This is a genomic window from Mucilaginibacter rigui, from assembly GCF_014773275.1.
GTDB lineage: Bacteria > Bacteroidota > Bacteroidia > Sphingobacteriales > Sphingobacteriaceae > Mucilaginibacter > Mucilaginibacter rigui_A.
The window spans coordinates 303,830-317,945 of the sequence record NZ_JACWMW010000001.1; the positions used below are offsets into that span (position 1 = coordinate 303,830).

14 protein-coding genes and 1 tRNA gene are annotated in these 14,116 nt (G+C 41.3%); 12 read left to right on the top strand and 3 right to left on the bottom strand.

Annotated elements, in window-relative coordinates; genetic code table 11:
* The first annotated feature begins 4 nt into the window (after window positions 1-4).
* The 6 genes from IDJ75_RS01335 to IDJ75_RS01360 all read left to right on the top strand — a co-directional run bounded on the left by IDJ75_RS01335 (window position 5) and on the right by IDJ75_RS01360 (window position 7,645).
* On the top strand, window positions 5-1,468 hold the full coding sequence (locus tag IDJ75_RS01335) for a SusD/RagB family nutrient-binding outer membrane lipoprotein (protein ID WP_191173820.1): 1,464 nt from the start codon (window positions 5-7) through the stop codon (window positions 1,466-1,468).
* A gap of 70 nt (window positions 1,469-1,538) precedes the next feature.
* Complete coding sequence (locus IDJ75_RS01340; RefSeq protein ID WP_191173821.1) at window positions 1,539-2,447, top strand: metallophosphoesterase family protein; 909 nt, start codon at window positions 1,539-1,541, stop codon at window positions 2,445-2,447.
* 238 nt (window positions 2,448-2,685) lie between these two features.
* Entirely contained in the window at window positions 2,686-3,237 is a 552-nt protein-coding gene (locus IDJ75_RS01345) for a hypothetical protein (protein ID WP_191173822.1), read from the top strand.
* 377 nt (window positions 3,238-3,614) lie between these two features.
* Window positions 3,615-5,852 carry an FG-GAP-like repeat-containing protein gene (locus IDJ75_RS01350; protein WP_191173823.1) on the top strand — a complete coding sequence of 746 codons (2,238 nt, stop codon included), beginning with the start codon at window positions 3,615-3,617 and terminating at the stop codon, window positions 5,850-5,852.
* Window positions 5,853-5,893: 41 nt separating this feature from the next.
* A complete protein-coding gene (locus IDJ75_RS01355) occupies window positions 5,894-6,262 on the top strand; it encodes a hypothetical protein (RefSeq protein WP_191173824.1) in 369 nt (122 codons plus the stop codon).
* A 126-nt stretch (window positions 6,263-6,388) separates the two neighbouring features.
* Complete coding sequence (locus IDJ75_RS01360) at window positions 6,389-7,645, top strand: DUF3179 domain-containing (seleno)protein (protein WP_191173825.1); 1,257 nt, start codon at window positions 6,389-6,391, stop codon at window positions 7,643-7,645.
* 108 nt (window positions 7,646-7,753) lie between these two features.
* Here the strand turns inward: IDJ75_RS01360 and IDJ75_RS01365 are convergent.
* Window positions 7,754-7,826, bottom strand: a tRNA-Phe gene (locus IDJ75_RS01365).
* A 265-nt stretch (window positions 7,827-8,091) separates the two neighbouring features.
* On the opposite strand from IDJ75_RS01365, the gene IDJ75_RS01370 reads away from it, so the two are divergent.
* From IDJ75_RS01370 to IDJ75_RS01380, 3 genes are read left to right on the top strand one after another with little or no spacing between them, the layout of a single operon-like run.
* A complete protein-coding gene (locus tag IDJ75_RS01370) occupies window positions 8,092-9,399 on the top strand; it encodes a (Fe-S)-binding protein (RefSeq protein WP_191173826.1) in 1,308 nt (435 codons plus the stop codon).
* 15 nt (window positions 9,400-9,414) lie between these two features.
* A complete protein-coding gene (locus IDJ75_RS01375) occupies window positions 9,415-9,843 on the top strand; it encodes a DUF2750 domain-containing protein (protein WP_191173827.1) in 429 nt (142 codons plus the stop codon).
* Window positions 9,843-10,631, top strand: a complete 789-nt coding sequence (locus IDJ75_RS01380) for a (Fe-S)-binding protein (RefSeq protein WP_191173828.1) — start codon at window positions 9,843-9,845, stop codon at window positions 10,629-10,631. Before IDJ75_RS01375 ends, IDJ75_RS01380 begins: the two co-directional genes overlap by 1 nt.
* On the opposite strand, the gene IDJ75_RS01385 is transcribed toward IDJ75_RS01380, so the two are convergent.
* Complete coding sequence (locus IDJ75_RS01385) at window positions 10,626-11,111, bottom strand: type 1 periplasmic-binding domain-containing protein (RefSeq protein WP_191173829.1); 486 nt, start codon at window positions 11,109-11,111, stop codon at window positions 10,626-10,628. The genes IDJ75_RS01380 and IDJ75_RS01385 overlap by 6 nt on opposite strands.
* Before the next feature lie 46 nt (window positions 11,112-11,157).
* Here IDJ75_RS01385 and IDJ75_RS01390 point away from each other — a divergent pair, with 46 nt between their 5' ends.
* Entirely contained in the window at window positions 11,158-11,640 is a 483-nt protein-coding gene (locus IDJ75_RS01390; RefSeq protein WP_191173830.1) for an ABC transporter ATPase, read from the top strand.
* Here the strand turns inward: IDJ75_RS01390 and IDJ75_RS01395 are convergent.
* Complete coding sequence (locus IDJ75_RS01395; protein ID WP_191173831.1) at window positions 11,633-13,096, bottom strand: NHL domain-containing protein; 1,464 nt, start codon at window positions 13,094-13,096, stop codon at window positions 11,633-11,635. The two genes, IDJ75_RS01390 and IDJ75_RS01395, sit on opposite strands and share 8 nt — an antisense overlap.
* 72 nt (window positions 13,097-13,168) lie before the next feature.
* Between IDJ75_RS01395 and IDJ75_RS01400 the strand changes: the two genes are divergently transcribed.
* Window positions 13,169-13,456, top strand: coding sequence for a YciI family protein (locus tag IDJ75_RS01400; RefSeq protein WP_191173832.1), 288 nt, complete (start codon window positions 13,169-13,171; stop codon window positions 13,454-13,456).
* 20 nt (window positions 13,457-13,476) lie between these two features.
* Entirely contained in the window at window positions 13,477-14,088 is a 612-nt protein-coding gene (locus IDJ75_RS01405) for a DUF1801 domain-containing protein (protein WP_191173833.1), read from the top strand.
* Window positions 14,089-14,116 lie beyond the last annotated feature (28 nt).

Genomic DNA, 14,116 nt, shown 5'->3' on the forward strand with positions numbered 1-14,116 from the left:
TTATATGAAAAAAGTAATCTTAATATTGCTTGTAGGAATAGCTTTACTGCAAGCAGGATGTAAAAAATTTAGCGAATTTCAAACAGACCCTAATAAAGCCACTAAGGCCACGCCCGATTTGCTTTTGAATTCAATTGAGCAAAGCGCGTTTCAGTCTACCGATATCAATAATGCGCTTATATGCCGCCAAATGATAAATACCGATGGCGTATCCCTATCTCAATACTATGGTTGGTCAAGGAATAGTTATAATGATTATGACAATTTGCTGCAAGTATTAAAAATGGAACAAGCCGCCACGGCATTAAACAAACCGGAATACGTGCCTATTGGTAAATTTTTTAGGGCATGGTATTTTTTAAGGCTGACCCAGTTATTTGGCGACGTCCCATATTCGGAGGCCTTAAAAGGTGACGAGGGGAATTATACACCGGTTTATGATAAACAGCAGGATATTTATTTAAATATACTGAATGATCTGAAAGCGGCTAACGACCTGATAACGGCGGGTACAACACCCATACAAGGCGATATTGTGTTTAACGGTAATATGCAGCAATGGAAAAAGGCCATTAATTCATTATCATTAAGGGTTTTAATGAGCCTGTCTATAAAAGAGCCTAATACCCCCGCCCTTGATATTAAAAAACGCTTTGCCGATATTGTGAGCAACCCCACCCAGTATCCTATTTTAACCGGCAATGTTGATAATGTTAAGCTAACCTTTTATAATTTAGATGCTAACCGGTATCCATATTTTAACAGTAATGATATACAAACGGCTGAGTATATGGACGAAACCTTTATTGATTTATTGAAATCTTTAAATGATACCCGCTTGTTTAGCTTTGCAGATAAAGCATCGAAATTTGCAGACTTGCCGGTTACAGATTTTAATGCCTATGGTGGCGCAAATGGTAGTGCTCCTATTGCAACTAATAGGGGGCGGGCACTTGCGGGCACGGTTTCGAGAATTAACCCTCGTTTTTATAAAGAGCCTATTAATGAACCCAGCATCGCGCTAGGGTATGCCGAGGTGCAATTTATTTTGGCAGAAGGTGTAGTTAGAGGGTGGATATCTGGTACTGCCAGTGATTATTATAATAAAGGGATACAGGCTTCAATGCTGTTTTATGGTATTGACCAGCCAACTATTGATACGTATCAGGCACAAACCAGTGTAAAATTACAGGGTGCAGCAAATCCCATTAAAAACATTATTACTCAAAAGTATATAGCTTCATTTATGAACAGTGGTTACCAACCGTTTTATGAACAGCGCCGTACCGGCTACCCTGTTTTTGATGTATCTGGTGGTGGTATTTTAAATGGAGGCGTGATCCCAAAACGCTGGATGTACCCGGATAGCGAATCGAGGCTTAACCAAAAAAACCTTGTAGATGCTATAAACAGGCAATATCCCGGCGGTGATAACATTAATGGTGTAATGTGGTTACTTAAACCCTGATGTAACTTTATTTACCCGGCAGGTAAAAGTACCGGCCGGGTAAATATTGTATAATGCAGAACAAAACGTGATGAAATTAAACAGACGATCTTTATTAAAAGCAGCAGGCGTAGCAACCGGTATAATAGCCACCGGTGGGCTGCATGCCTTAGCTTCCGAAAATAAAAAAGATAAAAAGTTGGCGTTTAATGTGGCCCATATTACCGATGTGCACATCAGGGAGGGCGACAACGCACCGGCGAGGTTTAAAAACTGTTTGAAGCATATAATAGCCAAACATAAGCCCGATTTTTTCTTAAACGGGGGCGATTCTATCAACGACGCATCGTATGATAATGTAACGTACGACCAGGTTATCCGGCAATGGGGTATCTGGGATGAATGCATAGCCTTGCTTGATAATTACGAAGTGCATAGCTGCATTGGCAACCATGACTCGTGGTGGAAAGCACCATCAAAAGAGGATGCCATGTACGGCAAGGAATACGCAGTTAAGCGGTTAAAGATACCTCACAGGTATTATAGCTTCGCTAAAAAGAATTGGCATTTTATTGTACTTGATGGTAATAACAGCAATATATCGTTGGATGAGGAGCAGTTTAACTGGTTGGAGGCCGAGCTGGAAAAAATCCCTCAAAATGAGTTTGTACTGCTCATGTCGCATTATCCTATTTTGGGTACCACCCAGGTGTTGGTAGGCGGTGGCCATTCTGATCATAAAAAACTAAAAGACCTGTTTTACAAAAACCGTGATAAAGTAAGGGTATGCTTAAGCGGGCATAATCACTTGTCTGACCATACCCTATACAATGGCGTTTTATATTGCTGCAACGGTGCCATGAGCGGTTTTTGGTGGGGTAAAGGCGATAAAGAATCGGCCGGCCCCGGTTATTATTTTGAAACACCGCCGGGCTATGCCATGCTGCGCTTATACGAAGATGGAACCGTTGAGAATGAATATTTTCCGCACTCCTATTAAGTTTAACCATCTAAATAAACACAAAGCCTCTTAAGTTAAATACTAAGAGGCTTTTTGGTATTAGCTGCAACCAAATTAACGAGAGTTGAGTTTTTTGTTTTATTGTTTTACAACCCAGGCTATGAAAATGGCCCGTTTAACATCCTTATATGATAAAAGGGCCTTAATAACAGTTTCATTTTGGAAGTTAAACTATTATTACTTAGGTTTATATAACCAAAGTATACAACCGTAATAGTTGAAAAAGATTTTTGCAATATTCATGCTTGCCATGCTTGTGTTTAACATGGGCGGGTATATGTTATTGTTTCAATATTTTATAAAAGCATCAGACCGATTTGCCAACGAGCAAATAAGCAAAGGTTATTACAGGCCCGATGAATTGGTAGAAATAAAGATCCCGGTGCGGATGCCTTACGTTCAGGAACAACGCCAATACGAAAATATCTCAGGCCAGATCCAGCTAAAAGGCAGCTGCTACAACTACGTAGCCCTTAAAATGACAAGAGATACCATGTATGTGAAGTGTATACCCAATTACACAAAAACCAAACTGGTAAATAATAATGTTATCACTGCTAAAGAAATAAGCGATACACCGCTTGCCAAAAAAAACCATCTGCCACTTGTTAAAAAAACAGGGTTGGATAATGACTATAATTACACCATGGTGTTATTTGATCTTGCGGTGCCTGCAATATCAATACGCATGCAGCTTATTTATGTAGCACCAAAAGCATTCAATACCTATTTTTCTGCACCGGCACAGCCACCAGACGCCCGGGCATAATCCAATCATTTAATTCACGGGAACGAATAACGGGTGCAGCTATAAGCCGCCGCCCTAACCTACATGCATTTACTGCTTATTATAAGCAGCAAATCGCCGTATGCCTCCCTATTTTATTATTTTTTTATTGATTGTTTATACTTTATAGCACTTGAAGATCATTTGCCATTTATTGCCGGTTTGTTAGAATATCCTACAAGCAGGTATATCAAATATTACTACGATGCGTCAGGAAAACTGCTCTGCAAGCGGCATACGATAACAGCGCGCCAGTAAAAAACACGAAATAGATAGGCATCTACACCGCATCGTACAGAATGGTATCAATCAAGTATATATAAATAAAAAATCATCTGCTTACCTGAAAAAATATGACCATGAAACTAAAAATCATTATCCTTGCGCTTGCAGTATTTGCGGCGCTGGGATTTACGCTGATTGTAAAAAAACGATCAAATTCTCATAACCAAATGATCGCTATACTACAGGGGATCAATCGGAAAAATACCAATATCGAAAATCCGTTTAACGCGGAACCTAAAATAGCATATCTGGACTCGTTTATTAAAGCAACCCCCGCTGCAGAGGATAGGGAGCTGCTCTCAACAAAAGGTGCGTTGTTATTAGAGGCCGGTAAAGAACAGGAAGCCGTAAAGCAATACGAAAAGGTCATGAACCAAATGGATTTTATGACCACAGACGAAGTATTGGATAATGCCGGTATAGCTTACATGCGCTTAGGCGAACGCAGCAACTGTATGTTAAACCACACTGGTTCGTCATGTATTTTCCCTATTAAAGATGATGGAGTGCATATTATCAAAACCGGCTCAACCAAGGCTATTGAAACATACAAAACCTTACTGAAAATAAATCCGAATGATCTGGAGTCGCGGTGGCTGATTAATATTGCTTACATGACATTAGGGCAATACCCGCAAAATGTACCGGCAGATTTACTGATTCCCGGGCTTAATGAAACAAATGTGACTGATGTAAAACCATTTAAAGATATAGCCAAAAGTTTGGGGCTTAACACCAACGGCAGGGCCGGTGGTGTAATTGTTGATGACTTTAACAATGATGGGTACCTGGATATAGTAACTTCTGCATGGGACCTGAGCGACCCTATGCATTATTTTGAGAATAACCGAAACGGCACATTTAGCGATGTTACCGAACGGGCTAATTTAACAGGTATTACAGGCGGGCTAAACATTCAGCAAACTGATTACAACAATGATGGGAATATAGACATATTTGTGTTGCGTGGTGCATGGCTTGATAAAGGCTTTGGTGACCAGCCGAGCTCATTGCTGCGCAACAATGGCGACGGAACCTTTACAGATGTTACTAACGAAAGCGGCCTGATGTTTTTTCACCCTACACAGGCAGCTACATGGGCCGATTTTAACAATGATGGATGGCTTGATGTTTTTATAGGTACTGAAAGCCATAACTATGATATTAACAGCAGGCCGTCTGATTGCATGTTGTATATCAATAACCACGATGGTACATTTACCAATGTTGCAAAGGCAGCACACGCTGATATAAGCGCATTTGTAAAAGGTGTTACCTCTGCCGATTATAATAACGACGGATGGATGGATGTATTTATTTCAACCATGGATGGAAAAAAGCACCTGCTTAAAAATAAGGGTAAAAAAGGCAGTAGTGTTGATTTTGAAGATGTAACAGAACGGGCCGGTATAGCCGGAAATACAGAGCGTACTTTTACTACCTGGTTTTACGACTATAATAATGATGGCTGGCAGGATATCATTGTATGCGATTATAAGTTTGAGCATGCGCTGTCATACTATGCAGCAGCAGAAGCCTTAGGGAAACCTATACCTGATGCAGGCAATGTATTTTTATACAGAAATGACCATAACGGAAAGTTTACTAATGTAACCAAAGAGGCTGGGCTTGATAAAGTGGTGTACAGTATGGGTGCCAACTTTGGTGATATTGATAACGATGGCTACCTGGATATGTATTTTGGAACAGGCAACCCCGATTTCAGATCATTAGTGCCTAATAAGTTTTTCAGAAACATTGGTGGTAAGAAGTTTGAAGATATTACCACAGCATCCCGTATGGGTAACCTGCAAAAAGGGCATGGTATTGCTTTTGCCGACTTGAGGAACGTAGGCAAGCAGGATATTTTTGCTGAAATGGGCGGTGCCTACATCGGCGACTCATACACCAGTTCGTTATATTTAAATCCCAACAATAATAATAACAACTGGATAAGCCTTAAGCTTGAAGGTGTAAAGGCAAATAAAGCGGCAATTGGCAGCCATATAAAACTAACATTCACTGACAACGGCGTGCAAAGATCTGTTTATAAAGATGTAAATTCGGGTGGGAGCTTTGGCGCATCGCCATTAAAGCAGGAAATAGGTATCGGAAAAGCAACCGTTATTGACGAAATTGAAATAAAATGGGCCGGAAGCAATGTTATACAGCGTTTTAAAAATGTATTGCCAAATCAGTTTCTGCAAATAACGGAGGGCGATAACAAATATAAAATTAACAAACTGGCTAAGCTAACTTTTATTGATAAGCAAGACCCGCTTTGTATGCCAATGGCTGCAAAACTTAAATAAAATAAGTATATTTAAATATCTAATAACCAAATAACTAAAGCATGAAAAAATTAATAATGTTATGTGGCCTTATCATAGGCTTTGCAACAGCTGTAAGCGCGCAGACAGCTTCTTCAGAAAAAGCTAAAGAGCTGCAAAAGCAATTAAAGCTTACCGATAAACAAACAGATAAAATATCGGCTATCTACAATGAATCATCACAAAAATTTGAAAAAATAAAGAAAGATGAGCATGGCGATAACGCAAAAATGATGGTCGCAATAAAACCCTTACGGGCCGAAACCATAAAAAAAATTAAAGCAGAATTAACCCCTGTTCAAAAAGCTAAGTACGATAAGCTTTTAACAAATAAAGTTAAACCGGGTGGCCTTGCATGGGGCGAGGGCTGGAGTTCGCCCGCATCAGAATAAGTAAAAATTAAAGCAGTAAATATGCCGGTGACAGGTGTAGATTACTGCTTTATTATTTCCCATTTAATTTACAGTGGTGCCAATTTGCTGTAAGTTTTAATTATTGTAACCTTTATTATGATCTCAATGCATAATGAATCTGTGCCTGAGGTGCAAAATATGTATGTGAAAAATACCGTGAGTAAAAGCCTTGCTAAACCTTACCTTTTTTGGTGGGGATTTGCATTCTTATTATTACCCGGTTTGGTTCATGCTTATTTACTCATGCCTTTCCCGGGAAGCCAAAACTTAAATGCTATTACCGTTTCCTATTATCTTGAAAAGATAGTAACACCCCTGCGTGTTTTTGGTGGATTTTTAATTGTATGGTATGTTATTGCCGGTTTTACTAATGATTCTCGCCGTGGTAAAATCATTAAAACATCCATTTTGGTGCTCGGTTTGGGTAGCTTTTATTTTACCGATTTTAAATTTCAGGCAGAGCGGATGTTTGAGGAACCGCAAACTATTAAATTCGCTAATTTTATTCATAACAGTGTGCCTGAGAGTACGGTTATCATCGGGATAGTTAACAACGGGGTGGCCAAAGCTTACCCATTAAATTATTTGGGTTATCATCATAAAATACAGGATAATGTAGGCAACCAGGCTGTATTGGTTACATATTGCACCATGTGCCGAAGCGGCAGGGCGTACAACCCTATAATTAATGGCATTAGGCAAAACTTCAGATTGGTAGGCGCAAGGCATTATAATGCCATTATTGAAGATGAAGCAACAAAAACGTGGTGGTACCAGGCCAACGGTAAGGCGGCAGTGGGGCAATTAAAAGGCAGCCAGTTGCAAGAGATCCCTTATGAGCAATCAACCCTGGCCGCATGGATAGATAAGCACCCCGGCTCGCTTATATTACAGCCCGATGATCATTACTTAAGTGATTATAATGACCTTAAAAACTACGACAGAGTACAAGCTGTGGATAAAGATAGCACGCTAAAAAATAAGGACTCGCTTATGCGTAAAAGCTGGGTTTTAGGCTTGGTTATAAATGGGCAGGCAAAAGCTTACGATTGGCGTAAATTATTAAAAAAACGTTTTTTAAACGATAGTTTTAACCAAACCAACCTATTGCTTACTTTAGAGAAAGATAGCCTTACGTATCATAGCTTTACTACATCAGTAAACGGAAAAGTATTACATTTTAATCTGGATAAATCCGGGCAGTTAACTGATCTGGAAACCGCTTCATTATGGAATTGGGATGGCCTTTCAACATCAGGGGCGCTCAAAGGTAACCGGTTAAGCAAGGTGCAGTCGTATCAGGAGTACTGGCATTCGTGGAAATATTTCCATCCAAATACCTTATTTTGGAAAGATCTTTAGGGAAACACCCGGATCTTTTTTCCGGTTGGTCCAACATCTTCAGTATTGGTCATCTGCATACTGTAACAAAAAAGCCCCTTAGTGATTACTAAGAGGCTAACTTAAGTGTGGTATCAGCTGGGATCGAACCAGCGACACAAGGATTTTCAGTCCTTTGCTCTACCGACTGAGCTATGATACCGCTCCGTTTAAGGTCTGCAAATGTAGCGTTTTTTTTATTTCTGGAAACATTTTTTTCAACTTTAGTTGAGCAGGGGGCATATTGCTACGTTGTTTGGTTGAATTTCAGTGAATTACAGTGCTAAATTATTTTTAGTTTTTTTCTGCAGGGCTTTTAACAACGGTTATTTAAACAAATTCTAAGTTCAAAACATTTCGGTAATATCTACCTTTACTTTAAATCAAATTCCTACTTTAGCTTTAAATTACTATGCACGCATAATATAATGGTCGCACAAATCGTATTTATCATCATTTTACTTGGCGCTGTTTACCTTTTTGGTAAAAACGTTGCCAAAGTACGCCGCAACATACTTTTAGGCCGCGATACCGACCGGAGCGACCGCCCCGCCGAGCGCTGGGCAATAATGACCAAAGTTGCCTTAGGCCAAACCAAAATGGTAAAACGCCCAATTGCGGCGGTAATGCACTTTTTTATTTACGTAGGTTTTGTGATCATTAATCTGGAGGTGCTGGAGATCATGATTGATGGCATCTTCGGGTCGCACCGTATCTTTTCAAAACCACTGGGCAGCTTATATGGCTTGCTGATAGGTGGATTTGAGGTATTGGCGCTGCTGGTGCTGGTATCATGCGTGGTGTTTTTGGCAAGGCGTAACATCCTTAAATTAAAACGCTTCAGCGGTACAGAAATGACCGCCTGGCCAAAATCCGACGCGAACTACATCCTCACCATAGAAATATTACTGATGACGGCTTTCCTAACCATGAACGCCGCCGACTATAAATTACAGCTTTTACATTTTGGCCATTATGCTACAGCGGGTAGTTTCCCTATCAGTGGGTTTATAGCACCACTGCTGCCATCCGGCCCGGGCGCTTTAGCTGGCATTGAACGTGGCTGCTGGTGGTTCCATATTATCGGCATATTGGCATTCTTAAACTACCTGCCGTATTCCAAACATTTCCACATACTGCTGGCGTTCCCTAATGTGTATTACTCCAACCTAAAACCAAAAGGAGAGTTTACCGATATGGCATCGGTTACCAACGAGGTAAAGGCTATGCTCGATCCTTCTTTCGTTCCAGAACCTGCCGAGGTTAGCCGTTTTGGAGTAAAGGACGTAACCGACCTCACCTGGAAGAACCTGATGGAGGCTTATACCTGCACCGAATGTGGCAGGTGTACATCTGTTTGTCCGGCAAATATTACAGGCAAATTGTTATCGCCCCGCAAAATCATGATGGATACCCGCGACAGGCTGGTTGAGGTTGGTAACAATATAGATAAGCACGGCAAGGATTACACCGACGATAAGACTTTACTGGATAATTATATCACCCGCGAGGAGTTGTGGGCCTGTACCACTTGTAATGCCTGTACAGAGGCCTGCCCGGTGAATATTAACCCGCTTGAGATTATTACCGAGATGCGCCGCTACGTGGTAATGGAAGAATCACAGGCGCCGGCAAGCCTTAACAATATGTTTGGCAATATGGAAAACAACGGCGCTCCGTGGAAATACAGCCAGGCCGACAGGTTGAACTGGGCGGCAAGCGATAAGGTTGATTAAGAATAGAACACAAAAATGGCAGAAGAGATAGAAGTTAAATACAAGCAGTTTATAGAAAAAGTAGCCGCCGCAAAACTGGTGTGGGGCTTAAAAAGTAAAACAGGCTGGGCGAATGCCGAGTCGGCCCAAAACGATGAGATTGCTGTAGTGCCGTTTTGGTCGGAAAGGGGGCTTGCAAAAACCAGCGCCCGCGACGACTGGAAAAGCTTTGTGCCGACAGAGATTCCCCTGACCGTTTTTTTAGAGGATTGGTGCATGGGCATGAACGAGAACGATACCCTTGCCGGTATTAACTGGGATGCTAATATGCATGGGATAGAGAGCGATGCCCTGGGTGTTGCCCTTGATATTTTGAACAGGCTTAACGAGATTAATTCGGCCATTACATTTACCAACTACACCAGCATAAACGAGTTTATAACCGAGATAAGCGAAGAAGAATAATGGAGCAAAAGATACCAACAATGGCCGAAATGGCTGCCGAAGGCAATGAACCCGAGATACTTTTTTGGGTGGGCTGTGCCGGTAGTTTTGACGAGCGCGCACAAAAAATAACCCGTAATATTTGCAAGATCCTGCACCATGTAGGCATCAGTTACGCGGTTTTAGGTACCGAAGAAAGCTGTACCGGCGACCCGGCCAAGCGCGCGGGTAACGAGTTTTTGTTCCAGATGCAGGCCATGGTGAATATTGAAGTGCTTAACGGATATAACATCAAAAAAATAGTAACCGGCTGCCCGCATTGTTTCAACACCATCCGTAATGAGTACCCCGGCCTTGGTGGTACCTACGAAGTGATCCATCATACACAGCTGATACAGGGATTGATTGATGAAGGTAAGCTAAAAGCAGAAGGTGGCGAAAGCTTTAAAGGCCGAAAGATAACCTTCCATGACCCATGTTACCTGGGCCGTGGCAATAATGTTTACGAAGCCCCGCGTGCGGCTTTAGAGATACTGGATACCGAACTGGTAGAAATGAAACGCTGCAAAAGCAACGGCCTTTGCTGCGGTGCAGGTGGCGCCCAAATGTTTAAAGAACCCGAAAAAGGCAATAAAGACATTAACGACGAGCGCATGCTTGACGTAATAGAAACCGGTGCCAGCGTAATAGCATCGGGCTGCCCTTTTTGCATGACCATGCTTACCGATGGCGTAAAGCATATGGAAAAAGAGCAGGAAATAAAAGTGTTGGATATTGCCGAAATTACAGTTAGGGCCAACGGTTTATAAAGCCTTACCTTTTAAAAAGGTTAATGCCCGCCGCAAGCTATCAACCCGGGGCTGCGTCATTTTCTTTACCGGGATATCCCAGCTTGTGGCCATCGAATCTATATCGCCTTTAGGGTCTTCGTAGGTTTGGTAAATGATATCGTCGGTTTGGGTTTTTATCTCCAGGGTGTCTGTAGCTGCCGTGCCGGGGATATAATCCAGGTTGGTAAAACGCTTTACGTTAAACGAATAATACTCCTGTTTACCCTGTTGATAAGTTTTACGGAGACGGATGAAATGGTCGGGAGTGAGTGTTATTTCATACTTCTTTAGTTTAGGTTCAACCGTAGGGTCGTAACTTTCATTCAGGAAGCGGTTACCCCATGTTATCCACTCCTGTTCGGTAGAAAACGGCCTTAAACCGCCAAAAAACAGCCCTGAAAGGGATATTATGGCAACAATAAACGCTTTTTTCTTCTTAGGCAGAAGTGATGTTTGCATGACAACTTATAATAAACACAAGGTAATAATTTGATAAATTTGTGATATGGAATTTTCTTCACATTCAAGGGTTTGGGTATACCAGTCAGATCGTAAATTAACCGATGCCGAAACGCTGCAAGCGCAGGTTTTGCTGGATAAATTTACTACCGGGTGGACAGCCCATAACAACCAGTTGCTTGCCAAAGCCGAAATAAGGTACAACCGGTTCCTGATTTTGTTTGTAGACGAAAGCCAGGCCGGCGCAAGTGGCTGCTCTATAGATAAATCGGTGAACTTTATGAAGCAGTTGGAGCAGCACTTTGGCATAAACCTGTTTGACAGGTTTAACCTGGCCTACCGCGATGGTGAAGAGATACTATCCGTACCCCGCCACCAGTTTGAAGAATTGCTAAAAGCTGGTAAAATAAACACCGAAACGATTGTGTTTAACAATCTTGCCCAAAACATAACCGAACTGCAAACCAAATGGGAAGTGCCGTTTAAAGATAGCTGGCACATCCAGTTGTTTAGAGATTTGGTTAGTTAATTGATATTTTGCTTATTCTGCCAGGCTGGCTAACATAAGCGTTGCCACTGTTATCCAATGCCACCTGGTAGGCTTCCTGAAGTGAATAGGCAGTAGCATGCGGCCCTTCACCAATATAACCACTGTAACCGTTACCGGCTACCTTTGTCACAATGTTGGTTGCGTTACTGATTTTCCTTAAAGATGCAAAATCAGTGATAAAATAAATATCGCCATTGTTGGCCTGGCAAAGTCCCCAAGGCCATCCTGCATAAGCATTAGAAATTAACCCACCGTCGCCACTATTAGCACTGTTTTTGATCGAGCTATTAGTTATGGTGGTTATTTTGCCGGTTGATGCCGTTATTTTTCTAATTCCTATACGGGTAATATCAGTATAGTAAATGTTATCGTTAGCATCTATAGACAAAAAAATAGGTTGTATTTCGGTAGATGTTGCAAGTGCATTTTCAATGGGGCTAATCACCTCTCCATTACCGTTGCCTGCAATGGTAGTGATGATTTTAGTTTTTGAAGATATCTTTCGTATCCGGTAATTTCGTATGTCGGCAACATAAAGATTACCTTGTTTATCAAATGCCAAACCAGCCGGTTCACTTAAAGTTGCTTTGGTAGCTAAGCCGCCATCACCGATATCTTTAGAAGGGGGATTCTTTGAGCCCGCTACCAAATAAATTTTTCCGTCGGGGGTTATTTTGTCTATCCGGCCATAGTCGCTTACATCTTCAGAAACGTAAAGATTACCATCGGCGTCCAATGCGAGGTCTAAAGGCGATAAAATATCCGCTGATGTGGCATTCGAGCCATCAATGTAAGGTTTACGTTCAATACCGTATTCATATTTTTTCCCCGATCCTATAACTGTACTTATTTTCCCGTCGGTTGTGATCTTTCTAACAACATTATTAGTGTAATCACAAAAATATAAGTTTCCTGCCTTATCTATAACCATGCCTCTAATATCGCCGCTTAAAGAAGCATTTACGGCCAGGCCACCATCACCGCTGTAGCCTATAGTTCCATTACCGGCTATAGTGGTAATTGCAGGAGATGTAATTGCGGGGAGGTTAACTTTGGAATAGCTAATGGTCGTATTTCCGCCTTTTACGATAAGCTTGCCGGCAATTAAACTTTCAACCGTAAAAGCTTTTAAATCGGTACCTGTAGGTGTTTGTTTACATTTAATGTCGTTGCCACTTAAACTCCAAAACCCGGCAATAGGTGCGCTTACATTTTTTTCACCAGCTTTTGTTATAGTATCCTGGTAAAAGAAATTGTCCTCTCCAAAATATATTCTGGCATTGTTTTTCTCAACAGGGGCCCACCAACCGGTGAGTAAGGTTTTATTAATTTTAGTTTCTTCGGGCTTAACAGGATCAGGTGTGGTTGACTTTTTGCAGGAGAAGATTAAGCAAAAGAGTATTAAAGCAATAAGCGTAAAAGATTTGTTTGACATACTTGGTTTAGGTATCAATCTAAATCATAAATGTAATATTGTTTAAGTTAATTTACTTAATTTTTTTTCAAAATGTTTATAATCAATCTGCATTATACCGTTCCGCTCGAAAAACTTGATTTTCACATGGAAGCTCATGTGAAATACCTGAAGAAGTATTATACAGCTGATGTATTTATCATGAGTGGCCGTAAAGTGCCGCGTACAGGGGGCATTATCGTCGCCCAGGCCGATTCAAAAGAAATATTGGAGATGATCATTGCCGAGGATCCCTTTCATCAGCACAGGCTGGCTGAATTTGAAATAACGGAGTTCCTGGCCTCGCAATCGCATCCTGACTTAAAAGATTTATTGAAATAAATTTTTCATTAAATTGCATAATGGAAAAATTTGATGCACAGGTAGACGCGTATATCGAAAAATCGGCAGATTTTGCAAAGCCCATTTTAAACCACCTGCGCGAGCTGGTACATAAAGCATCGCCAGAGATAACTGAAACTATAAAATGGAGCGCTCCGTTTTTTGAGTATGATGGTGTATTGTGCTTTATGATGGCTTTTAAGCAGCATTGCGGTTTCGGTTTCTGGAAGGCCGGTTCTTTGCCCGATCCGCACGGGCTGATAAAGGATGAAGGCAATGCAGGTAGTATTGGCAAATTAACCACCCTGGCAGATCTGCCAGGCGACGATATACTTATCTGGTATATTAGGCAGGCTATGGAGTTAAAGAGTGTGCCATCTGTAAAAAAAACTGTGAAAAAGACAGTACCCCCGCGGGTAATTATATCAACAGATACTCCTGAGTACCTCAGCCAGTTGCTTGATAAAAACCGGGAGGCAAAAGAATATTTTGAAAAATTCAGTCCCTCCCAAAAAAAGGAATACATAACCTGGTTTGAAGATGCCAAAACAGAAGCTACCCGTAACAAGCGTTTAGCTGAAGGGTTGGCCTGGATGAGCGAAGGTAAAACACGGCATTGGAAGTATAAATAGGAACTGTGTTTTTGACGGTTTTGTTCAT